General features: G+C 68.3%; 18 protein-coding genes. 7 read left to right on the top strand and 11 right to left on the bottom strand.

What is annotated here, in order from left to right:
- The first annotated feature begins 433 nt into the window (after window positions 1-433).
- Both WMF19_RS29840 and WMF19_RS29835 read left to right on the top strand, forming a co-directional pair.
- Complete coding sequence (locus WMF19_RS29840) at window positions 434-1,399, top strand: PAS domain-containing protein (RefSeq protein ID WP_437791239.1); 966 nt, start codon at window positions 434-436, stop codon at window positions 1,397-1,399.
- Between the two features lie 73 nt (window positions 1,400-1,472).
- Window positions 1,473-2,546 (top strand): cyclase family protein, encoded by a 1,074-nt coding sequence (locus WMF19_RS29835; protein ID WP_437893466.1) that lies wholly within the window; start codon window positions 1,473-1,475, stop codon window positions 2,544-2,546.
- A 176-nt stretch (window positions 2,547-2,722) separates the two neighbouring features.
- On the opposite strand, the gene WMF19_RS29830 is transcribed toward WMF19_RS29835, so the two are convergent.
- Complete coding sequence (locus tag WMF19_RS29830; protein WP_437893465.1) at window positions 2,723-4,060, bottom strand: lipase family protein; 1,338 nt, start codon at window positions 4,058-4,060, stop codon at window positions 2,723-2,725.
- Window positions 4,061-4,246: 186 nt separating this feature from the next.
- Window positions 4,247-5,419, bottom strand: coding sequence for a lipase family protein (locus tag WMF19_RS29825; protein ID WP_437791231.1), 1,173 nt, complete (start codon window positions 5,417-5,419; stop codon window positions 4,247-4,249).
- Between the two features lie 448 nt (window positions 5,420-5,867).
- Here WMF19_RS29825 and WMF19_RS29820 point away from each other — a divergent pair, with 448 nt between their 5' ends.
- Window positions 5,868-6,185, top strand: a complete 318-nt coding sequence (locus WMF19_RS29820) for a hypothetical protein (RefSeq protein WP_437791228.1) — start codon at window positions 5,868-5,870, stop codon at window positions 6,183-6,185.
- 205 nt (window positions 6,186-6,390) lie between these two features.
- Here WMF19_RS29820 and WMF19_RS29815 read toward each other — a convergent pair whose 3' ends face one another.
- From WMF19_RS29815 to WMF19_RS29800, 4 genes are all read right to left on the bottom strand, one after another.
- On the bottom strand, window positions 6,391-6,594 hold the full coding sequence (locus WMF19_RS29815) for a hypothetical protein (protein ID WP_437893464.1): 204 nt from the start codon (window positions 6,592-6,594) through the stop codon (window positions 6,391-6,393).
- 684 nt (window positions 6,595-7,278) lie between these two features.
- Window positions 7,279-7,638 carry a tyrosine-type recombinase/integrase gene (locus WMF19_RS29810; protein WP_437893463.1) on the bottom strand — a complete coding sequence of 120 codons (360 nt, stop codon included), beginning with the start codon at window positions 7,636-7,638 and terminating at the stop codon, window positions 7,279-7,281.
- Window positions 7,635-8,927: a trypsin-like serine protease gene (locus WMF19_RS29805; protein WP_437791221.1), complete on the bottom strand. Its 1,293-nt coding sequence runs from the start codon at window positions 8,925-8,927 to the stop codon at window positions 7,635-7,637. Before WMF19_RS29805 ends, WMF19_RS29810 begins: the two co-directional genes overlap by 4 nt.
- Window positions 8,928-9,012: 85 nt before the next feature.
- Window positions 9,013-9,696, bottom strand: coding sequence for a hypothetical protein (locus WMF19_RS29800; protein ID WP_437893462.1), 684 nt, complete (start codon window positions 9,694-9,696; stop codon window positions 9,013-9,015).
- Window positions 9,697-10,828: 1,132 nt separating this feature from the next.
- On the opposite strand from WMF19_RS29800, the gene WMF19_RS29795 reads away from it, so the two are divergent.
- Window positions 10,829-12,103 carry a metallophosphoesterase family protein gene (locus WMF19_RS29795; protein ID WP_437893461.1) on the top strand — a complete coding sequence of 425 codons (1,275 nt, stop codon included), beginning with the start codon at window positions 10,829-10,831 and terminating at the stop codon, window positions 12,101-12,103.
- Between the two features lie 113 nt (window positions 12,104-12,216).
- Here the strand turns inward: WMF19_RS29795 and WMF19_RS29790 are convergent, their stop codons facing one another.
- The gene (locus WMF19_RS29790) at window positions 12,217-13,254 is read right to left on the bottom strand and encodes a PA0069 family radical SAM protein (RefSeq protein ID WP_437893460.1); all 1,038 of its coding nucleotides are present in this window, start codon (window positions 13,252-13,254) and stop codon (window positions 12,217-12,219) included.
- Between the two features lie 239 nt (window positions 13,255-13,493).
- On the opposite strand from WMF19_RS29790, the gene WMF19_RS29785 reads away from it, so the two are divergent.
- Window positions 13,494-13,916 (top strand): cupin domain-containing protein, encoded by a 423-nt coding sequence (locus WMF19_RS29785; RefSeq protein ID WP_437323252.1) that lies wholly within the window; start codon window positions 13,494-13,496, stop codon window positions 13,914-13,916.
- Between the two features lie 95 nt (window positions 13,917-14,011).
- Here the strand turns inward: WMF19_RS29785 and WMF19_RS29780 are convergent, their stop codons facing one another.
- From WMF19_RS29780 to WMF19_RS29770, 3 genes are all read right to left on the bottom strand, one after another.
- Entirely contained in the window at window positions 14,012-14,635 is a 624-nt protein-coding gene (locus tag WMF19_RS29780) for a DUF4276 family protein (protein ID WP_437893459.1), read from the bottom strand.
- Entirely contained in the window at window positions 14,629-15,792 is a 1,164-nt protein-coding gene (locus WMF19_RS29775; RefSeq protein ID WP_437893458.1) for an AAA family ATPase, read from the bottom strand. Before WMF19_RS29775 ends, WMF19_RS29780 begins: the two co-directional genes overlap by 7 nt.
- Window positions 15,793-15,880: 88 nt before the next feature.
- A complete protein-coding gene (locus WMF19_RS29770) occupies window positions 15,881-16,327 on the bottom strand; it encodes a CoA-binding protein (RefSeq protein WP_437893457.1) in 447 nt (148 codons plus the stop codon).
- 83 nt (window positions 16,328-16,410) lie between these two features.
- Between WMF19_RS29770 and WMF19_RS29765 the strand changes: the two genes are divergently transcribed.
- Together WMF19_RS29765 and WMF19_RS29760 are read left to right on the top strand one after the other, a co-directional pair.
- Window positions 16,411-17,604: a mechanosensitive ion channel family protein gene (locus tag WMF19_RS29765; protein ID WP_437893455.1), complete on the top strand. Its 1,194-nt coding sequence runs from the start codon at window positions 16,411-16,413 to the stop codon at window positions 17,602-17,604.
- A gap of 123 nt (window positions 17,605-17,727) precedes the next feature.
- Window positions 17,728-18,690: an L-lactate dehydrogenase gene (locus tag WMF19_RS29760; RefSeq protein WP_437893454.1), complete on the top strand. Its 963-nt coding sequence runs from the start codon at window positions 17,728-17,730 to the stop codon at window positions 18,688-18,690.
- A 452-nt stretch (window positions 18,691-19,142) separates the two neighbouring features.
- Here WMF19_RS29760 and WMF19_RS29755 read toward each other — a convergent pair whose 3' ends face one another.
- Window positions 19,143-20,345 carry an FIST signal transduction protein gene (locus tag WMF19_RS29755; protein WP_437323248.1) on the bottom strand — a complete coding sequence of 401 codons (1,203 nt, stop codon included), beginning with the start codon at window positions 20,343-20,345 and terminating at the stop codon, window positions 19,143-19,145.
- Between the last annotated feature and the right edge of the window lie 18 nt (window positions 20,346-20,363).

Here is a 20,363-nt window from a genome sequence, read left to right as displayed (position 1 = left end):
TGCGCGTTTCGAAAGCGGATACCAGCGGGGCGTTTCGCTGATCATCGGCCCACCCCACGACACGCACGCCCTCCGGATCGAGCCATCCGGTGATGGGGGTAATGAACGATCGTTCAGGGCCGGATCCGCTTCACCGCCTCGGTGACGTCCTTACCCGTTCACGGTCGCTCTCCTCCTCCTCCTCCTCCTCCTCCGTCCAGGCCGCGGGAGCCCTGGCGGCGGGGCCTCGATCGGCCGCTACCTCGTGCTTTCGCGGCTCGGCATGGGCGAGGTCTATGCAGCTTCCTGCCCTCGCGCTCGACCTGGGCCCGCCTCTCACTCTGGCGGAGGCAATGCGTCCCGCGCGCCAGGGCCGCTATCGGGGCCTTGGATACCCAGGAAAATTGTGATCCACCCAAGCTCGAAGCTGGGATAGCATCGCCCTGGGAGGGCGATGGACGAGCAGAACACCGTGGCGATCGAGTCGGAGCTGGACGCATTGCAGAAGGAAGTGCAGCGCCTGCGCTCCCGCATCGCCGAGCTGGAGGAGGCCGACCGCAGCCCCCCAGAGCGCTTGCTCGACGTGCTGCCCAGCCTCGTTTACGTGCTCGATCTCGATGAGCGGCGGTACATCTACTGGAACCGGGAGCTCGCCGATCTCGCCGAAGGGGGCGGCGGAGCCGCGGTAGGCCCGCTCCGCGGCGGCGGCCTGTCCCCCCTATTCCATCCAGACGATATCGGTCGCATCGAGGAGTACCGGGCTCGCGTGGCCGCCTCGGAGAGCGGGGAGCAGGCGACGGTGGAGTACCGCGCGCGCGGTCGCGACGGCGGCTGGCGCTGGTTCTTCGAGCGAGGCGTCGCCCTCGGCCGCGATCCGGAGGGACCGGGGCGCCGGATGCTGGGCTCGGCGCACGACATCACCGCGCGCAAGCATACGGAGCAGATGCTCGAGCGGAGCGAGAGCCTGCTCCATACGTTCCTCGAATACACGCCGTCCATGATGGTCGCGGTGGACGCCGAGGGCCGGCTCCTCCTCGTGAACCACGAAATCGAGTCCTTTTACAGGATGAGCCGCGAGGAATTGCTCGGGCGGGTCGTCTACGACATGCTCCCGGCGCTGGCGGCCGCCTCGATACGAAAGGCCAATGAAGAGGTGGCAGCCGCCGGACGCCCGGGCGTATCCGAGCATGTGCTCGTCTTCCCGAACGGTCCGCGCAATTACCTGTCGACCAAGTTCCACATCCGCGACGCCGCGGGGAAGATCTACGCGGTCGGGACGGTCTCGGTGGATATCAGCGCGCTCCCACCGAGAGGCCGGGTGTACGCGCGTGCGTACAAGGCTTCCACGGCATTGGAGGGATCCGCGAGGACCGCGGGAGAGCCGTATCCTGGCGCCCCTGACGGTGTACTATGTCGATGACATGCGCCCGCACCCATCCCTGGAGCGCGGGGCGCTGTCGGTACAACGAGCGATGGTACCCAGGAGGTCGTCCATGAAGCCTGGAGTGATGGGGTTACGTGGCGCGATCGTGGTGACGATGGGGATCAGCCTGATCGGGGGCGCGGCGCTGGCTCGGGGCGTGCCGATGCTGCGGAGTTACGATCCGGTGCCCGGTCCCTCGCCGTGGGGCCCTGATGACGAGGCGGGCGCCTCCAATACGCAGACGCCGGACAAGGTCCTCGACGGCAAGCGCCTGATCAAAGAGGGCAAGGTCTATCGCCTGGGTCACGTCTACGAGCCGGGTATGCCGGCGTTCCCGGGCAACCAGGGGCTCTCCGTGGAGGCCGGGCCGACCACGGTGATCCAGCAGCAGGTCACGAACTCCGAGGTGATGCACGGGGAGTTCGGCCAGATGGGGACGGAGTTCGACGCGCTGGGCCATTTCGGCTACATCCCTCCCGGGAGCTCGGACCCCGCCGACGCGCTCTTCTACAACCAGTTCACTGGCGCCGAGATCCTCACGGGAGACGGGCTCGCGCACCTCGGCGTCGAGAACGTGAAACCGATCGTCACGCGCGGCGTCCTCCTCGACGTCAAGCGCTACGCGAACGGTGGGGAGACGCTCGCGTTCGGCCAGGAGATCACCCTGTCCATGGTGATGAAGACGCTGCGCGCGCAGAAGATGGACGCGCGCGACATCGGCGCCGGCGACGTCGTGCTGATCTTCACGGGCTGGGAGGAGAACTGGGAGCTCGGCACCGAGGGGTATTACACGCAGCCGGGCGTGGGGCTGGCCCAGCCGGGGATCGGGATCGAGGTCGCGATGTGGCTCTCATCGAAGGGAATCGCCTGCGTCGGGTCGGACAACTTCGGCATCGAGGTCCTCCCGCCGAAGGCTCCGGTGGCGCCGGGGGTGATCTTCCCGGTGCACCATCACCTGCTGGTGAAGAGCGGAATCTTCCTGCACGAGGCGATGGTGCTCTCGGAGCTGGCAGCGGATCTGGCCGCGGAGCTCGAGGAGCGGCCGCACGGGCACAGGAGCCCGTACGAGTTCTTCTACGTCTACAGCCCGCTGCCCCTCCGGGGCGCGTCCGGATCACCGGGGATCCCGCTCGCGATCCGGTGAGCGGATCGGCGCCCCGCAAGATCGTCGACCACCTCGGTGCAGGGCGCCAGCACGAGGACGGCCAGCGCCGTGCTCCCCGGGATCACCGGCGCGGCGTGGCCCTCGATCTTCTGCATCAGGCTCCGCAGCGTACCCCGGGCGGCGCTCCACTGCGGCCGGCCATCGGGCGGCCCGCCCTACCTTGCGACGACCACGGTCGTGACGCTGTAGGCCTCGCCGAAGCGCGCGTGGACGGCGACGAGCTGCCCGTGATGCCGGGTCCCGCCGAACACCTCGACCACCGCCTGTGTTCTGCCTCTGTCGGAGCCTGACGGCCCGCCCGGCCATTCCCGGTTCACAGGAGTCCCACGCTGGCGGCGCCTTGCTGGGATGCGCGCATGTAATTGAGCGGCGCATGATCGGCAAGGGAGCGGCGCAGCGGAACGCGGTCGAGGAAGGGGAAATCGACAATAAACTTCTTGCTGGAACCACGCCATCGCAGCCGAGGCAAGGGTCGTCAGGAGCGTGCACGCCTGCCTCGTCGAAGCTCGGCTTGGCATCCATCCAGCGCCTTCCTTCGCGGTGTACAGCGAGCCGAAATGCACGAAGGGACCCATGGTCCACGCCGGCAGGTGCGGGAAGACGTCGTTGCGGTAGACGTGCCTGAAGAGCATTTTCCCGAGATCTCGTTCGAACCTGTCCTTGAAATCGTGGTAACCGACCATCGGCTGTCCGTACGTGTAGACGCCGCGCAGCTTCTCCCGGAAGTAGGCGAGCCGAGGATCCGCGAAGAGGAGCGCCGCCATAATGACACCGAGCGCGCCCCCCAGGCTGTGACCGGTGATGTAAAGCGCCTCCAGCACATCGGGGTCTTCCCCCCTGGGCGGCCGGAGCACCCCGCGCGAGGTGCCCATGTCCGCCCCGGCGTGGCGCCGATCGTCCGCGCAGTCCCGCGGGTCTCTCCTGAGGCAGTCGCTCCACATGGCCCTCTCCCGCGCGACCGCGTCGCAGATGGATCCGCCCTTGCGGGCGCTCTGGAGCAAGTTTCGCAGGGGCGCAGCCAGCATCATCGCCGTGCGGAAGAAGCCACCATGGATATGCCCCGCTGAGAGAAAGGGAACCGCCCTGGAGCTGGCGTTTGATAGCCAGTTGACGATGTTCAGGATCCCCGTGCCCCGGAAGCAGAGGACGCACAGCCTCCCGTCCTCGCTCTGTACGAGATACGCGGTCGTATCGGTGAGGAGCGCAGGGCTCCTCGCCGTGAGCGCTACGGTTTCGTTCCAGGGGACCCCGGCGCGTCGATGCATCACCTTCGCAAAGGTATCCGGGTCGGAATATGACCACGATGACGCTGCGCCAAGGATAGCTGCCACGTGTCGGTCGTATTCCCCCGCGTTCGCCCGAACCATATGGTCGACATGGTCGACGTGCTCGATCCCGGCCGCCGCAGGCGACCAGGTCTCAATAGATCCAGTCTTCTCCCCGTACACATTGCGCCTGGAGAACCTGGTCATGCGAATGGCATCGAATTTCATGTGTCGCCCTCGCCTTGGTTACACGTTGCTTGTATGAGGCGCGGAGAGAGCATCGTTTGTTGCTAAAATCTCTTCGTGTCTTTCGACGTCTGCCGTGCTGCTGGATTCGTCGAGTTCTTGCGCTCCGCCTGCCGTCGGTCGGTCGACCTGACGCGCGTCATGCCATCCATCGATTGGTCGGACATTCTATGTGAATGTTGCGCCGGTGGTGCCTGCCTCGGACGTGCGTAAGTAGTGGATCGGCAGATGGTCGGCATACGAGATGCGCAGCGGAAGACGACCGAGGATGGGAAACATCTCCTGCATGATCCACGACCCGGACGCCTTGAGCATGGAGCCGACATAGGTCCACGCCTGCGTCGTCGAGCCTCGACTCGGTACCCATCCAGTACCTTCCTCCGAGATGTACAGCGAGCCAAAGTGCACGAACGGGCCCATGGTACATGCCGGCAGGCGCGGTATGGAGTCATTGCGATAGACATGCCTGAAGAGCCGTTTTCCCAGGTCTCGTTCGAACCTGTCCTTGAAGTCCTGGTAACCGACCATCGGCTGTCCGTACGTGTAGACGCCGCGCAGCTTCTCCCGGAAGTAGGCGAGCTGAGGATCCGCGAAGAGGAGCGCGGCCATGATGACACCGAGCGCGCCCCCCAGGCTGTGACCGGTGATGTAAAGCGCCTCCAGCACATCGGGGCCTTCCTCGCCGGGCTGCCGGAGCACCCCTTGCGAGATGACCGGATCCGGCTCGGGGGGGCGCAGATCACCCTCGCTGTACTGCGAGTACTCCTTGGCGCAGTCACTCCACATGGCTCGTTCCTGCGCGACCGCGTCGCAAATCGATCCGCCCATGCGGGCGGTCTGGAGCAAGCTCGTCAGGGCGGTGGCCAGCACCATGACGCCGCGCAAGAAGCCGCAGTGGACGTGCCCCGCGGAGAGGAAGGGTTCCGCCTTGCAACTGGCGGTCATTAACGCTTGGATCGCGTTCGCCAAGTAATCCGCGCCGGGGAAGCAGAGGATGCACAACCTCCGGTCCTCGCTCTGGACGAGGTATGCGGTCGTATCCGTGAGGAGGGCAGGGTTGGCCACCGTGAGGCGTACGGTCTCGTTCCAGGTGATCCCGGCGTGCTGGTGCATCACCCTGGCGACGGTGTCCGTGTCGGAATAGGCCCATATCGACGCTACGCCGAAGACAGAGGCGAGACGGTGGTCGTGTTCTCCTGCCGTCGCCTTGATCATGTAGTCTACGTTGACGACATGTTCGCGCTCGTTCTCCAGCGTGAGCGATCTTGCAGCGGATTCGGCATCCTCTGCGCACGCATCATACTCGTGGCTTCTGGTCACCCGAATTGCCTCGAACTTCATATGCCACCCTCTCTCGGGCCCCACGCGACGGCTGGTTTTATAGCTCGTTCGCCTCGTGACGCCAAGCGCCGGATCGCCGCTTGGCGCTCAGGCGTTGAGTCCCGCAGCAAGCTCGAGAATCGAACGATGAGGCTCTGTCCCACGCAGCTCTGAGGCGAGTTTGCGAGAGATGGCAGAGGGCGCGGCCGTCTGCACCCGTGATGTTCTGGGCAGAAGTCTGTCTCGGCGCCGCGACGCTCGCCGTCCCCGCACCATCATGATGCAGCCTGCCGCCGCGCGCCGCAGAGGGGAACTGGATCCTCGCTCAGCGTCAGAGATCGAACAGCGTCCCCTGCCCGCTCGGCCGCCGGAACGTCGACTCGCCCTCTCCCTCGCGCTCCTCGCGCGCTTCCGCGCGCCACGTTGAGCCCGAGCCGCTGGCAGTGGACCGGCGTGCTCCACGACGCTGATGGATCAAGGGGACGGCACCTACGTGGTGACGGCGATGCGGGTTACCGACGACGATCTCGAGAGCCCGGCGGAAGCTCTCGCGCGCTCGGGCGATGCGACGGCCGGCACCGTGATCTCCGGCGTGAGCGACAGCGCGGATCTGGCCTTCGACGCGGCGGGGAACCTGTGGGTCGCGACGGGCGACGCCATCCTGCGCTACGACGCCGGGCGACTCGCCGCCTCGCTCCGTGGCCATCGAGAGCTCCTGCTCAAATGGTTCCGCGCACGGAGCGCCTTCGCTCATGGCGCCACCGAGGGATTCAAAATAAAGCGATAATTACGGCCAGAAAAGCGTATGGGTTTCGGACCTGCGAACACGGGGAGATCGCCCTCTGCCACGCGCTCGGGAACCTGCCGGAGCCCGAATGGATCACCCACAAATTTTTCTGAAGAGGCCAAAAAGTGCGCTCCGCTGATCCGCCTACAAAAACCAACAGATCCAACGAGTTCACTCGGCTGTGTAATGCCAGGGCGACGAGGGACTAGCGCAGCGGGGGCATGTCCTGCATCAGATCGTCGATGCAGGATTTCCAGGTGGAGGGCTCGAGGAGCTGCGAGAGCTCGTCGGATGAGCCGCCGAGCGCCGCTTCTTCAGCCGTGCCCATCGCATCCATGAGGCTCCGCAACCTGGCGCCGTCGCCGCGAACGAAGCAGCCGACCATGCTGGCCGCTTGCACATAGAACATCACGGCATCGTCCGTGCGAAGCGTGTATGGGACCGCCTGCTCCGAGGCCGAGCGCGAGGCGGCGAGCAAGTGTCACGGTGCGATGATAGCAAGCATTGCGCCGCGTAGACTCTGCGCGGAGATGGGTACACCCCATCTTTTGTTGGAGCCTCCTGGTACTGGTCAAATTGGAACAGGGAGGCGGGGAGGCGGGGAGAAAAAACTGAGTAAATCTCCGTGTCTCCCCGCCTCCCTGTGATCTTTCTCGGGCAAAGTTGACCACCACCAGCCTCCTCCAGCACGGAGATGGGTGCCACCCGTCTTTTGTTGGAGGCCTCGCCGCCGCCTTTTCGCTGTACGTGCCGCTCACCGCCGCCCCGCTCGCCCTCCGCGCCCCGCCCGGCCCACCAGCCGCCACCCGGCGACGCTCTGGACCCGCAGCATCTCGGCCAGGCCGAAAGGTTACTTTCTGCATCTGCACGGCCCGCACCAGACTTCCCCGTAACGCCACCCCGCTGCCACGAACCGGCTTCGTTCAACACGATGTTTGCCCGGACGCTGCCGCCGCTCTTGCCCGCCTCCGGGCAAACGCCTATTGGTTGGGCGGCATCCTGGGCTTTGGCTTTATGGGTGATGAACGCTCGCGATGACCTCCGCGTACCGCTCGGTTCTCGCGCAGACCCGTAGAGCGAGCTGGTAGTAATCCTACTCCCACACGGCAAGAGGCGATCCCTCAATCTGCAACGCGCGTCGATAGTCGAAGGCACGGCTCGCTTCTCCGATGTAGTCGGGTTCGGAGTACGTTCTAATGCCGGCCGCGACATCGGCGGCGTGCTGGGCGCGCACGGCGGTGCGGTGATTGCGGAGTAGGGGGACCAGGCGGAGCGGCAGCATCGTGATTCGATCCTTCCGGCCCTTGCCGTCGCGAACGAGGATCTTGCGGCGCTCGAGGTCGACGTCCTTCGCGCGGAGCTCGGCGCATTCAAGCAGATGGAGGCCGGCGCCGTGGAGGAGAGAGGCCATGCGTCGCGGGACGCCGGTCATGCGCTCCAGGAGAGCGCTCACCTCGGTCGGCGTGAGCACCGCGGGGAGGCGGCGCGGCGGCGCAGCGCGCGCAGCCCGAGGACGAGCGCGCCCACCTCGACCAGCGCGAGCCAGCGCGCGCGGGCGCGCGGCGGGAATCGCTCGACCGCGCAGCCGCCCGCGGCCGCCGGCGGCGCGGGTGCCTCGTACCTGCAGCCGTGAGCGCGCGCCGCCCCAGCCGCGGGCGAGCAGACGCCTCCATGGGGGCAGGGCTCCGGATCCTCCGGGAAGCAGAGCGCGCTGCAGGTCGGGCTCTCCTCCCCGTCGAACCGCGCGCACATGCCGAACTCGCACGTCTCGTCGCGATCGCACCGGGCGCCGATCGCGCCCGGGCTCGGCCGGGCGTACCGGCACTGCGATGTCCCCGGCGCGCCGCCCTCGCAGCGCATCGAGGCGGGGCAGTCCGCGGGGCCTCCGCACGCGCGCGAGCAGTAGGGGAAGCTCGGCGCGTCCTCCGGCGACACGCAGAGGCCCGAGGCGCAGTTGCCCGGCTCCACGCAGGGCTCGCCGGCCTGCCCGCCGCTCTGCTCGATCGCCGCAAGCAGCGGCTCGATGAAGCCGCCGAGGTGTGCGTCGACGCGGACGGCGCTGGCGCGCACGGCGCACGCCTCGTCGCCGCGTGAGATCACGCCGAGGAGGATCTCTCCCCCGCCGCCCGCGCCGAGGACGGGCCCGCCCGAGTCGCCGGCGCAAGCGCTGGAGGGCGAGGGCGTCAGGGAGAACGTGAGCGCGTCGAGCTCGCCGAGGACGGCCGTCCCTTGCATCCTCCGGGCGTCGCCGCGCTCCTCGACGTCCTCCCTACCGAACCCGACAAACCGGACGCTCCGGCCGGCGTCCTCGTCGGTCAGGGGCTGCGCGCGCACCGGGATCGGCGCCACGTCGAGCGGCTCGCGCAGGAGCAGCAGGCCGATGTCATGATCGGCAGCGCCAGCGCGGTAGTCCGGCGAAGGCCACGCCTGCGCGACGCCGACGTGGACGCCCTCGACGGCGGACGGCCCCACGAGCACCGTGTCCGGATGGCCGGCGAGGCAGTGCGCCGCGGTGACGACAACGCGCGGGCGGATGATGACGCCCGTGCACCCGACCTCGCCGCCCGCGGCAATGCCGACGACCGCTGAGTCCTCGGTCGCCGGCGTGCCGTTCCTCACCTCCTGCCGCGCCTCGGCGGCGTCTAGCGGCAGGGGACCGTCCGCGGGGGCGCACCCCGTCCCGCGGAGCAGGAGCAGGGCGGCCCCGCAGGCTGTGGAGTGAACGCGGCCTCTTCGATGCATGGATAAGTTGTTGATACAGCGTCACTTTTCCAGGATGGAGGTGGATCGCGTCAGGTTTGCTCGGCGCTCGCCTGTCGGCGCCGCGTCAGCGGGGCTGGCCGCAGTTCCCGGCGGCGCAGCACGAACTCGGCCCCGGGTTGTCGAACGCGATGCAGGAGACGACAGCGCCGTTGCATCGATCGCAGTCGCCGCCCGGCCATGTCCAGTACCAACTGGACGCGGTACAGCCGTGCTCCGCGTAGCAGGCGTCATGTACATCGCAGCACGCGCCGTTGCTCCCGCAGCTGTCGCCGAACCACACCCACGACGGCAGATCGCACCCGTAGTTGTCGTACTCCTGGCCCTGGAGCGAGTTCACGATCTTCGATTGGATATAGAGCGCCCCTTCGATGGAGTTCTCCAGGGTGGGGAGCTCATCGAGCTGGGGCCGCAGGCTGCCCTCGACCGGCGCGCCCTGGGCCTCCGCGCCCTCCTGGGCGAGCAGCGTCCAGCGGACCGTCTCCTCCTCGGCGCTGCCAAGCTGGTAGTCCACCGAGAACTGCGGTGTCCCTGCGCGATCGTAGATGTCAACGCGCACGAGCGACGGGCTGAGCTTCGCGCTGCGCGCGACCACGTTGTCGAGATCCATCGTCAAGGTCTCGGGGCTCGTGGCCTCCTCCCGGGGCGTATCGTTTTTAGCCTCATCGCCCGCACCGGCGCACCCGATGGCCAGGGTCGAACCGCACACGACGAGCGCGATGACGCCAGACGCGAATTGCATCATTTTCATGACAATTCCCCTTCGTTCCGTCGACGAGGCTGCTCTCGCGGCGCCGCCGACATGTTGGGCTCGAAGCAACTCGGACGCGATTGATTTAATGGAAGTGGTCTGTCCGTCAAGGTGATTTGGTAATTCGAGCCTGTAGCAAAAATGATAGATCCTCGTCGATCCACCCCTGGATCTCGGCATTGGTATCCGATGTGCACGAGCTCGGGATGTGGCGCTGTTTGCCTGGTATTCGCGTCGGCTGATGCGGACTCGTCAGCTGGCACGGACTCGTCAGCTGGTGCGGGCTCGTCGGTTGATGCTGACTCGTCGAATTTGTGCTCGCGTCGAGCTCGCGATCCAGGCGACCCTGTCACGATGACGTGGCGTGGCGAGCTCCTCGGGCTCGTGAACGTCGGGCAGCGCAAGGTCTCCCGTGTTTCGTGCCCTTGCGTGCGTACGTGCTGCGTCCACTACCCCGGCGAGCAAACGGGTCTTCGCGCATCGATGAATCCGACCCGTTTCGGCGGCTTTCGCCCAGTGAGAGGGGGCTCAGCGCTCGCATTCAACCTTTCGAGGCCTGCTCGGCTACTTTAGCCCTTGTCATCGCGGGGGAGGCATTCGCCTCCCGCCACGAAACCCCACGTTTTTCGGGGTCCCCACCTCTCCGGCCTCGCTTCGCGAGGCTCTACATCAGCGAGCGCGGGTCTCGCTCGCTGATAGGCAGAAATCTGCGGATCGGGGTGGCTATCAACATCCTTCGCATGCGGCGAGACGATCTCGTAGAGCCAAGCGCTTTGGGTGCCCTCCTCCAGCGCCACGTACGTGTCGCCAGCGATCGTCTTGAGGCGCTCCGCAAGAGCTTGTCCGTCGGTCTCCACGACATGCGTCCCCAGCTGCATGCCGCTCTCGCTGAGGACGCCTCATCGAGGCGGCGATGGGCGAGCGCTCGATCGCAACCGCCGCGACGGACGACAGATCTCCGGCTGCCCAGTCGCTTTCGCGATAGAGGCGTGAAAGAGGTTCCGACGACGACGCAACGCGCGCGGGGCGGGTCGGCAAGGCGCGCGCAAGGGCAATTGCGGTGAAGGGATCGGGACACTAAACTTCATCTTATCAGCCTTGGCCGTCCGCGGCGCAAGGCGCGGAGTCGAACATGGACATTCCCGATTGGTCGAGGGCACGCCTGCGGAGGGCGCTCGACGCGCTGCCTCCAAGAAAGAGGGACTGTGCGCGCGATCTGCTCGAACGCGCGCATCGGCACGCGATGGCCGTGCTCAACACCGCCGGCGCCGCCTCTCAGGCGAACCACGACCTCGGCGTCGCGGCCCTCGGCCAAGCCGCCCTCGATCCCGTGGCCGAGGCAGAGATCCGGAGCTCGCTGCATCACGTCCCCTTCGTCGCGAACGACGGCGCGATCTGGGGCGTCGGTCTGTACAGGCAGCTCGACGTCGGGTGGATCACGTCGCTCATCGCCTGGATGATCTACTCGGACCGAATCTACGCCCCTTTCCCGGCGAACCCGCAGACGATCCGGATCCCGAACAAGACGACCATCGCGCTCCTCGGCGACTGGGGGGGCGGGCCGGCGAGCCTCGCTGGCCGCCGGGTCGGGCGAGCGGTCGAGCGCCTGAAGCCTGACTACACGATTCACCTGGGCGATGTGTACTACTTCGGCGGCTTGCTCGCGCGCGAACGGCTGAACCTCGTCGACATCTGGCCGGGCGCGCCTGGCACCTCCTTTGCGCTCAACTCGAACCACGAGATGTACGCAGGCGCGCAAGGCTATTTCAAGATCGCCCTCAACCCGCGGCGCCGAACGCCGTTTACCGCGCAGCAGGGGAGCAGCTACTTCGCTCTCGAGAACGACGCGTGGATCCTCGTGGGCCTCGACTCCGCCTATTTTTCCGACTGGTGCGAGCTCAGCATGGTCGGACGGCTCGACGAGGGGCAGCTCGCGTTCTTGGACGAGCTGGCCAGCAAGGGAAAACAGATGGTCGTCTTCAGCCACCATGAAGGCCTCGTGCTGAACGGGACCGGAACAACGCCGCTTTGGGCTCAGGTGGCCCCTCTGCTCCCGCGCGGCGGCTACTGGTACTGGGGTCACGCGCACGCGGGCATCGTCTACACGCCGCAGCCCGGCGCCGCCCAGGGCGCGCAGATCCACGGCCGATGCGTCGGCCACGGCTGCATCCCTCAGGGCCGACCCTGGGGGCTCGACGCCCTGCGGTCCGGGCCGAACCCGACGGTCGCTTGGTTCGAGGAGACCCCGGTCGAGCACAGCAGGGGCCGTGTGAGCAACGGCTTTGCGCTGCTGACCCTTGAGGACCATCGCCTCACAGAGCAGTTCTTCGATGAGGACGGCAACCAGACCTATTCAGCCTCGAATTCCACGGCGTCCGAGCCGCGGATAGAGTCTTCGGTCCGGTAGGCGCGCCGCGCGCAGGCTCATGCCGAGCGTGGCGAGGACACGAGGTGGCTCGGCGCGAGCACGGCGGCAGCTCCGTCGCGCGATGGGCCCAGGCATGCCATGCATGCCCACCCTCACAGGTCGAACAGCGTCCCCTGCCGGCTCGGCCGCCGGAAGGTCGACCGCTCTTCCGCCTCGTTGACCGCGTCGCCCACGCGCGCCCGGTTCAGGCCGAGCCGCTGGCAGTGGACCTCGAACAGCCGCTGGATGGCCGCCCAGCGCGGGCCAGCGCCCTGGAAGCGCGCCCCGAAGGCGGCCTCGTTCATCTTGCCGCCGCGCATCTCCTGGATGCCGCGGCGGACCTTGGCGGCGCGGTCCGGGAACGCCTCCTCGAGGCGCTCGTCGAAGACCGGGAGCACCTCGCGCGGGAGGCGCAGCGGCATCATGAACGCGCTCTCCGCGCCAGCGTCGCGGGCGCGCTCCAGCAGCTCCGGGACGTCGCTGTCGTTCAGGCCAGGGATCATCGGCGACAGCGAGATCCCCGTCGGCACCCCCGCGTCCGAGAGCGCCCGCATCGCGGCGAAGCGCAGCGACGAGCGGCTCGCATACGGCTCCATCTTGCGCGCCACCGCGTCGTCGGCGAACGGGATGCTGAAGTGGACCCGGGCGCGGGCCCGGCGCGCCAGCTCGCCGAGCAACGCGGCGTCGCGCCGCACCAGCGCGCCCTTCGTGATGAGCCCGACAGGGTTCCTGAACGCGAGGCACACCTCGAGGCAACGGCGCGTGAGCTCATAGCTGGCCTCGAGCGGTTGGTAACAATCGACGTTGCCCGAGAACACGATCGTGTCTCCCTGCCAGCTCGGCTTGTTGAGCTCCTTCTCGAGCAGCTCGGGCGCATTCGACTTGACCACGATCTTGCGGTCGAAATCCGTCCCGGCGCCCCACCCGAGGTACTGGTGCGACGGCCGGGCATAGCAGTAGGCGCAGGCGTGGAGGCAGCCCCGGTACGGGTTGACGCTGTACCGGAACGGAAGATCGGGGCTGTCGTTCGCGGTCACGATGGAGCGGGCCTGCTCCTCGAAGATCTGCAGCGTCGCCGGGGGTGCCTCTTCGAGGTACTCGACCTGCGTGGACGACCACGGGTTCGGAGGGTTGTTCACGGGGCGCGGCATGGTGCGGAGTGCTCCGGGCGAAGAGGCGAGCGCTGCGAGCGCAGTGTAGCGCGTCCCGGTCAGGATGGGAGCGTTTGTTCAGTAGAGCCCGGCGGGCCCCGCCGGGGCGCCTGGGACGCACCGGCTGCGCCGGGCGTGCGTCCGGGGGGGGCGACGGTGGGACGCTGGGAAGAGCGGATTGACGCGGTAGGGGAGCCCTGCTGGCATGGACGCCCTCAGTCGAGACGGGGGAGGGAAATATGGCCGAGCCGAGACAGCCTGGGTTCGATCTCCGCAGCACCTACCTGCACCTCGCGGAGGGCGGGGACGCGCTGCAGATCGATGTGAAGCCGACGTTCTGGCAAGAGCTCATGTCCGACGAGCCGACGGGCGCCGACATCCGGCGGGTCAAGCGCGTGGATGGCTGGCTCGTGACGAGGTTTCACATGGCCGAGGACACGGCCCGGTGGGAGATGCACCCGGCCGGGGACGAGATCCTGTACCTCCTCTCGGGCACGATCGACGTCGTGCTGCAGGACGAGGGCGGCGAGCGGGTCGTCGCGCTGCGCGCAGGGACCGCGTGCACGGTGCCGCAAGGGGTGTGGCACCGGATGATCGTCCACGAGCCGGGGGATTTCCTGGCGATCACGTACGGCAAGGGGACGCAGCACCGAGCGGTGTAGTCGCCCCGCGGCGAGCCCCCCGTCCGACATTCCGGGGCCGAGCCTCGCCGAGCTGTTGCAGAACCAGGTGGATGGGCGGCGCCTGCCGGAACCGCTCACGGCGGGCCGGCCGCAGCACGATCGACGAGCGTGTCGAAGAACCGCGCGGCATGCGCGGAAGCGGCGCGCACCTTGTGGGGGTCGACCAGCCCGATCAGCTCGAAGCCATGCGACTTCACATACTTCCCTTTGGTCTTCGAGTCCCTGGTCGCTCGTTCGATCGCGTCGTAGAGGTCTCGCTTCGCGACCAGCTCGACATTCTGCTGATGGGGGAGCGCGTCCCTTCGAAATCCCTTCTTGTAGTACGCCGCGAGCACCTCGGGGTCAGCGACCAACCAGGCCTCCATCGCCTGGACCATCAAGTGGAGCTGTTCATCGATCACACCATCCGGCCTGAGCCACTGATCTCCCTCGCGCCTGAGGACGTGATCCCAGGTCGAGGTCCCGGGTGTCACGGGCTCCTCACTGTCGACGAGCAGGATGCACAGCGTGTCCGGGTAGCTCTTGAGCGCTCGCTTGAAATCGTTGAAGGCCTCCTTGCGACTTCCGCACGCGATGACCTTCGGCCTGGCGCGCCCACCGAGGATCCTCGCGAACAGCTTGCCGAAGCCTTCGCGAAGGGGCTCCTGAGCCCGCCGCGTGGCGCCGCCCCCCTCCACGTAGACGCGCACGGCTACCATCGCGTGCCTCCGAGCTCGCCCTTGCGCCAGAGCTCACCGAGCGAGTACTCCTCCAGCCACGTCGAGAGAGCATCCCGCGTGAGGCGTCGCATGGTCGTCCGCCCTTCGCGGCGCTCGCACACGATCACGGCCTCTGGCGTGTCGGAGAGCGCATCGACGAGGACATCCGAGTGGGTCGTCACGACGATCTGCATTCGCTCCGACGCGGCGACGAGGAGCCGCGCCAGCGTGGGCATCAGGTCCGGATGAAGGCCGAGCTCCGGCTCCTCGATGCAGATGAGCGGCGGCGGCGCTGGATCGAGCAGGACGGCGAGCAGCGCGAGCCATCGGAGCGTGCCATCGGAGAGGCGCGTCGCGGGGATGGTCCAGCGCTCTTCTTCGAGGAAGATCTGGACCGTCCCCCCCTCGATCTGCACGGAGAAGTCGACGATACCGTCGAATAGCTGCCGCAAGGCGTCGATCAGAAGCCGCTTGGTCGGGACATCCCGACGGAGGCGATTCAGTATCAGCCCGAGGTTCTGTGTATCTTCGCGCAGATGGTCGGTCGGCAGATCGGGCGGCTGCGGGCGCCGGGGAGGGGACGCGCGCCCGAAGCCCCAGTCACGGTAGAGCCTGATCTTGCTGTACTGGTCACCGACGAACGAGAGCTCCGGGTACTGATCGGGATCCTTGCGCTGGGAGAGGATGGACTGCTGCGGGTCGATGTCCTCGCGCCGGAGCTCGCGCCTGCCCGCACTCACGTGGAGCATCGGACGCCCATGTTCGTACCCGAAGTAGACGTGATGCCCGGCCTCACCGGTCGCCGGCTTCTCGCTCTCGATGCGCTCGTCGACGATCTCCAGGCGCGCCCCGACCTCGGTGAAGGAGATCCGATGGCGCAGGCTCTTGTCCGACCCGGGCCTGTACGCGACCACGGCTTCCACCTCGGCCTTCGCGCCCGGCTCGCCCCTCCAGAGCCACGCGCTCACACCACCGCCCTGCCGCACGGCGGCGAGCAGATCCGTAGGTGCGGCGCGCAGGAAGTCGATGGCCTCGATGAAGTTGGACTTGCCCGAGCCGTTCGGGCCGATGAGGACGTTGAGCTCGCTGAGCTCGATCGGATCGGCGCCCGGACCGAACGAGAGGAACCGATCAAGCCGCAGGCTCTTGAGGAACATGCGCCGAACTCTACCCGGACCGCCCTCATGGTCGCCAGCGGAGGAGCCGGTCCGGCCTGACCGGACCGCCGGGCGCCTGCGCCGCGCCTCAGCCCCGCCCTGCGTGGCGGCGGTGCTCCACCATCAGGCAGCGGTCCTGCACGACCAGGATGCCTGCCTCGACCAGCCGCTCGGCCACCTTGTCGTTCCGGATGCCGCTCTGCAGCCAGACGGCGCGCGGCCGGGCGGCGAGCAGGTCGTCGAGGTGCCCGGCGACGTCCTGGCCCCGCCGGAAGACATCGACGATGTCGATGGGGCCCGGCACGTCGGCCACCCGGCGATAGACCTGCTGGCCGAGGATGGTCTTCACGTCAGGATAATAGACAGGGACCGGGATCACCTCCACGCCCGCGCCCTGCAGATAGCTGGGCACGTAGAAGGCAGGCTGATCCGACTGCGCCTCGGTCTTGATGCCGAGCACGGCGACGCGCCGCGCCGAGCGCACCAGCTCCGCCACCCGGGCCTCGTCGTGGCTGATATCGCGAATGTCGTCCATGGAGGGAGTCTACGTCCCAGGGCGCCGCTCGGCGACAGATCCCCGCGCTCGGGTCGCGGCAGAGTTGTGGCAGACTCGGCCGCGTGAACCTCGACCGGCTCCCCGCGCTCTGGGCCGACCTCATCCGCTCTCCCGCCTCGCTGCCCGTCGCGCTGGCGCTCTCGGCCTCCGTCCTCGCGCTCGGCTTCTTCGCCTACCGCCTGATCTTCGCCTCGCTCTCCCGCCTCGCGGGCGCCACGCAGACGTCGCTGGACGACCTCCTGGTCCGCCGCATGCGGCTGCCGGCGCGCATGCTCGTCGCGCTGCTCGCGATGCACGCGTTCATCTCCCTTCGCGGGGGAGAGCTGCCCACGCTCCACAAGGGCGTGCTCCTCCTGGAGCTCACCCTCGCCGCGTACCTCGCCATCGAGATCGCCGAGACGCTGATCATCGACTACTGGCTCGCCGAGCGCCGGAAGGTGCTGCTCCCGGCGCTGGTGCGGCACCTCCTGCTCACGATCCTCTACCTGGTCGCCGGCCTCTCGATCGTCGGCGCGGTCACCGGGGTCGACCTCGTGCCGCTGCTCGCGACCTCGACCGTCATCACGGTGGTCCTCGGCCTCGCGCTGCAGGACACCCTGGGCAACCTCTTCGCCGGGCTCGCGCTGCACTCCGAGCGCTCGTTCGGCGTCGGGGACTGGATCCTCGTCGACGGGGTCGAGGGCCAGGTGATCTACGTGGGATGGCGCTCCACGCGCATGAGGACGTTCTCCGGAGACGTCGTGATCCTGCCGAACTCGATCATCGCCAAGGCGCGCGTGCAGAACTTCTGCGCGCCGGACCGGAACTGCGCGCGCAACATCGAGATGCTCGTCGCGCTCGCCGCCTCCCCCGAGGCCGTAGAGCGCGCCGCCCAGCGCGCCTGCGGCGAGGTGCCCGAGGTGCTCCGCGAGCCCGCGCCCAGGCTCTGGCTCGCCTCCGTCACGCCGCTCTTCCAGCGCTACGTCATCAAGTTCTGGATCGCCGACTTCGAGCGCCACGATCTCCTGGAGTCCGAGGTCATGAAGGCGTTCTTCCGGGCGTGCCGCGACGAGGGCGTGGCGCTCAGCCCCGCCGCGGCGCAGCCGGCCCTCGCCGTCGAGATACGGCCCCCGGCAGGCGCCCCAGGGCCCGCCGAGGGCGCCGCAGGGGCCGCCGCCGGCGCCGCAGGGCCCGCGGCCGACCCGAGGGCGGCGCCGGCGGTCCTGGCGGCGATCGTCGTGGCGCCGGCCGCCCCGCCGCCGGACGCTCACCTCTGAGCCCGCGCGGCCTCAGGTCGTGGCGCCGGCCGCCCCGCCGTCGGGCGATCACCGCCGCGTCCGCGCGGGCTCAGCGGCCTGATTTGCCTTGGTGCAGCCGCCTCGCCGCGGTACCCCGGCGGCATGCCTGATCACCAGTCCGTCTCTCCCAGCAAGGTCGCGATCGTGGGTGCTGGCAGCGTCGGGGCGACGATCGCCTATGCGTGCCTGATCCGCGGCGCGGCAAAGCAGGTCGCCCTGTTCGATACGAACCGGGCCAAGGTCGACGCCGAGGTGCTCGACCTCAACCATGGGCTGCAGTTCGTCCCGGTGGCCACGCTCGATGGCAGCGACGATGTCGAGGTCTGCCGCGGGGCGCACGTCGTCGTGATCACCGCCGGCGCGAAGCAGAAGCCCGGGCAGAGTAGGATGGACCTCGCCACCGCGAACGTCGCGATATGCCGCGAGCTCCTGCCGAGGCTCCAGGCCGTCGCGCCGGACGCGCTCTACCTGCTCGTCACGAACCCGGTCGACGTGATCACGTATGTCACGCTCAAGCTGACAGGCCTCCCGCCCGCCCGTGTGATCGGCAGCGGCACGGTGCTCGACAGCAGCCGTTTCAGGTTCCTCATCGCGAGGAAGCTCGACGTGGCCGTGCAGAACGTCCACGCGTACATCGCGGGAGAGCACGGGGACAGCGAGGTACCGCTGTGGAGCAGCGCGAACGTGGCGAACATCCCGCTCGACGCGTGGTCCGTGCCCGGCCACGGCCACCTCGGCGCGACCGAGCGGGCGGAGATCTTCTCCAACGTGAAGAACGCCGCAGCCCAGGTGATCTCCGGCAAGGGCGCGACGAACTACGCTATCGGCCTCGCGACCGCCAAGATCCTGGAGGCCCTGCTCCGCGACGAGCACCGCGTGCTGCCCGTCAGCAGCCTGCTGAGCGGCTATCGTGGGATCGACGATGTCTGCCTGAGCGTGCCGTGCATCGTGAACCGGTCCGGCGTCGAGTCGCTGCTGCCCATACCGATGAGCCCCGAGGAGGAGGCCGGCCTCCGGGCCAGCGCGGACACGATCCGCAAGGCGATCCGATCGCTAGGATTCTGAGGCGACCCCGGGTGTGCCGCGACTGCCATCGCGCCCCGTGATTCCCGTCGGGCCCAATCGCCCGTGCCCGTCGAAGGCGTCTATCGTCCGTCTGCCGACCAACCCCTCTCGTCTGCTCATCCGTGGCAAACCAGCGCGTTCGCCCTCATTGGCAAGGCCGTAGGCCCGAGGAGAGGCAGCTCGTCGCGCGGAGTGGGGGACGGGCCGATGTTCGAGCTTGCCCTCATTGGCAAGGCCGTAGGCCCGAGGAGAGGCAGCTCGTCGCGCGGAGTGGGGGACGGGCCGATGTTCGAGCCCAATAGCCATCTTTCATCCGGCGAAGCCGGATGAAAGATGGCTCAGGCGAGTTCGGCGGGGCCCCCACTCCGCGCGACGAGCTGCCTCTCCTCGGGCCGGTCAGTTCAGCAAAGCCCCCGCACCGCCCAACGATCCGCCCCGCCTCTTCCCAAAGCTCACCCGCCAGCCGTCCCCTGGTCCGCTTCCCCCCACGCCACCATGACAGCGCTCGTGTTGTAGAACCCCTCGACGCTCCCCCCGAACTTCGCGATCTGCCCGTAGCACGCCATCCCGAACATCGGGTTCGACGCCGCGTTCGGCGAGAGGAACGCCCGCACCTCCTCGCGGTACCGCTCGCCAAGCATCCGGAACCGCGCCGCGCAGTCGAACACCAGCGAGCCGGCCACCCCGGGCAGCGGCCCGAGCACCTTCGTCGACAGGCTCTTCGCCGCCTGGAGCACCGCGTCGGTCGCCGCGTTCACGACGCGCACCACCTGCCCGCGCGCCAGCCCCCCGGTCAGCACCACCGCGCCGTCCCCGCGGATCGCGATCGGCGACCTGATCTTCAGCGCCTCGCCGAACGGCGTCTTCGCCCCGAGCGCGTGCTTCGCCATCGTCTGGAGCAGCCCCTCGCCGCTCGAACGGAAGCCGAGCCGCGAGAGCTCCTCCTCGTACACCCGCGCCGCCGGCTGCCCGTCCAGCGTCCTGAGCACGTTCCGCTCGATGTCCGTGATCGTGAAATCCCGCCCGCCCTCGGCCGCGCGGAACCCGTGCACCACGTCGATGTTCACCCGCTGCCGGTGCGTCAGGCGCACGAGGACCGCCGCGTCCGTCAGCACCTTGCGGCCCAGGAACACCCGCGCCCCCTCGAACGTCCACCCGTCGCCCGCCGTCCCGCCGAAGACGCGCGTGTGCGGCGGCACGCCCTGGCGGAGCGCGGCCACCAGATCGTCGCCGTCGCACGCGAACGCGTCCGCCAGCACCAGGATCGAGCTCGTCGCCCCGCTCCGCCCGCTGCCGCTCGAGACGGCCTCGTCCATGTCGCTCAGCGCCGCCCTGATGCTCTTGGCGTGATCCGAGCGCAGCTCGCGCGCCGCCGTGCACGCCACGTCGATGTTCGCGCCGCCGAGGAACGCGCACGTCACCCCGCTCCTGCTGAAGCCGCGCTCCGTGAACGACGCCCCGCCGGTGGTGGCTCCGACCACCGGAACGCCCGTCGCGTCCTCGACCGCGGCGAGGTAGTCCTCGTGCTTCGTCCCGCTCGGCATGGCCACGATCGCGAGCCGCGCGGGCTCCTTCCACTCCGCGACCGTCCGCTCGATCTTCCGGCCGAGCAGCCACGCGTTCCCGTCAAAGGGTCCGAGGGTCATCATCTTCATGCGCTGAAGCTCCTGCGT

It is taken from the genome of Sorangium sp. So ce124, assembly GCF_051525235.1.
GTDB classification, from domain to species: Bacteria; Myxococcota_A; Polyangia; order Polyangiales; family Polyangiaceae; genus Sorangium; species Sorangium atrum.
This window is presented reverse-complemented; position numbering and strand designations above follow the sequence as displayed.

Excerpts from the sequence above, each read along its gene's own strand:
- WMF19_RS29805 (WP_437791221.1), bottom strand. The coding sequence starts at position 8,927 with ATGCATCGAAGAGGCCGCGTTCACTCCACAGCCTGCGGGGCCGCCCTG.
- WMF19_RS29820 (WP_437791228.1), top strand. The coding sequence starts at position 5,868 with ATGGATCAAGGGGACGGCACCTACGTGGTGACGGCGATGCGGGTTACC.
- WMF19_RS29840 (WP_437791239.1), top strand. The coding sequence starts at position 434 with ATGGACGAGCAGAACACCGTGGCGATCGAGTCGGAGCTGGACGCATTG.
- WMF19_RS29760 (WP_437893454.1), top strand. The coding sequence starts at position 17,728 with ATGCCTGATCACCAGTCCGTCTCTCCCAGCAAGGTCGCGATCGTGGGT.
- WMF19_RS29815 (WP_437893464.1), bottom strand. The coding sequence starts at position 6,594 with ATGTTCTATGTGCAAGCGGCCAGCATGGTCGGCTGCTTCGTTCGCGGC.
- WMF19_RS29785 (WP_437323252.1), top strand. The coding sequence starts at position 13,494 with ATGGCCGAGCCGAGACAGCCTGGGTTCGATCTCCGCAGCACCTACCTG.
- WMF19_RS29755 (WP_437323248.1), bottom strand. The coding sequence starts at position 20,345 with ATGAAGATGATGACCCTCGGACCCTTTGACGGGAACGCGTGGCTGCTC.
- WMF19_RS29835 (WP_437893466.1), top strand. The coding sequence starts at position 1,473 with ATGAAGCCTGGAGTGATGGGGTTACGTGGCGCGATCGTGGTGACGATG.
- WMF19_RS29780 (WP_437893459.1), bottom strand. The coding sequence starts at position 14,635 with ATGGTAGCCGTGCGCGTCTACGTGGAGGGGGGCGGCGCCACGCGGCGG.
- WMF19_RS29830 (WP_437893465.1), bottom strand. The coding sequence starts at position 4,060 with ATGAAATTCGATGCCATTCGCATGACCAGGTTCTCCAGGCGCAATGTG.
- WMF19_RS29775 (WP_437893458.1), bottom strand. The coding sequence starts at position 15,792 with ATGTTCCTCAAGAGCCTGCGGCTTGATCGGTTCCTCTCGTTCGGTCCG.
- WMF19_RS29770 (WP_437893457.1), bottom strand. The coding sequence starts at position 16,327 with ATGGACGACATTCGCGATATCAGCCACGACGAGGCCCGGGTGGCGGAG.
- WMF19_RS29795 (WP_437893461.1), top strand. The coding sequence starts at position 10,829 with ATGGACATTCCCGATTGGTCGAGGGCACGCCTGCGGAGGGCGCTCGAC.
- WMF19_RS29800 (WP_437893462.1), bottom strand. The coding sequence starts at position 9,696 with ATGAAAATGATGCAATTCGCGTCTGGCGTCATCGCGCTCGTCGTGTGC.
- WMF19_RS29825 (WP_437791231.1), bottom strand. The coding sequence starts at position 5,419 with ATGAAGTTCGAGGCAATTCGGGTGACCAGAAGCCACGAGTATGATGCG.
- WMF19_RS29790 (WP_437893460.1), bottom strand. The coding sequence starts at position 13,254 with ATGCCGCGCCCCGTGAACAACCCTCCGAACCCGTGGTCGTCCACGCAG.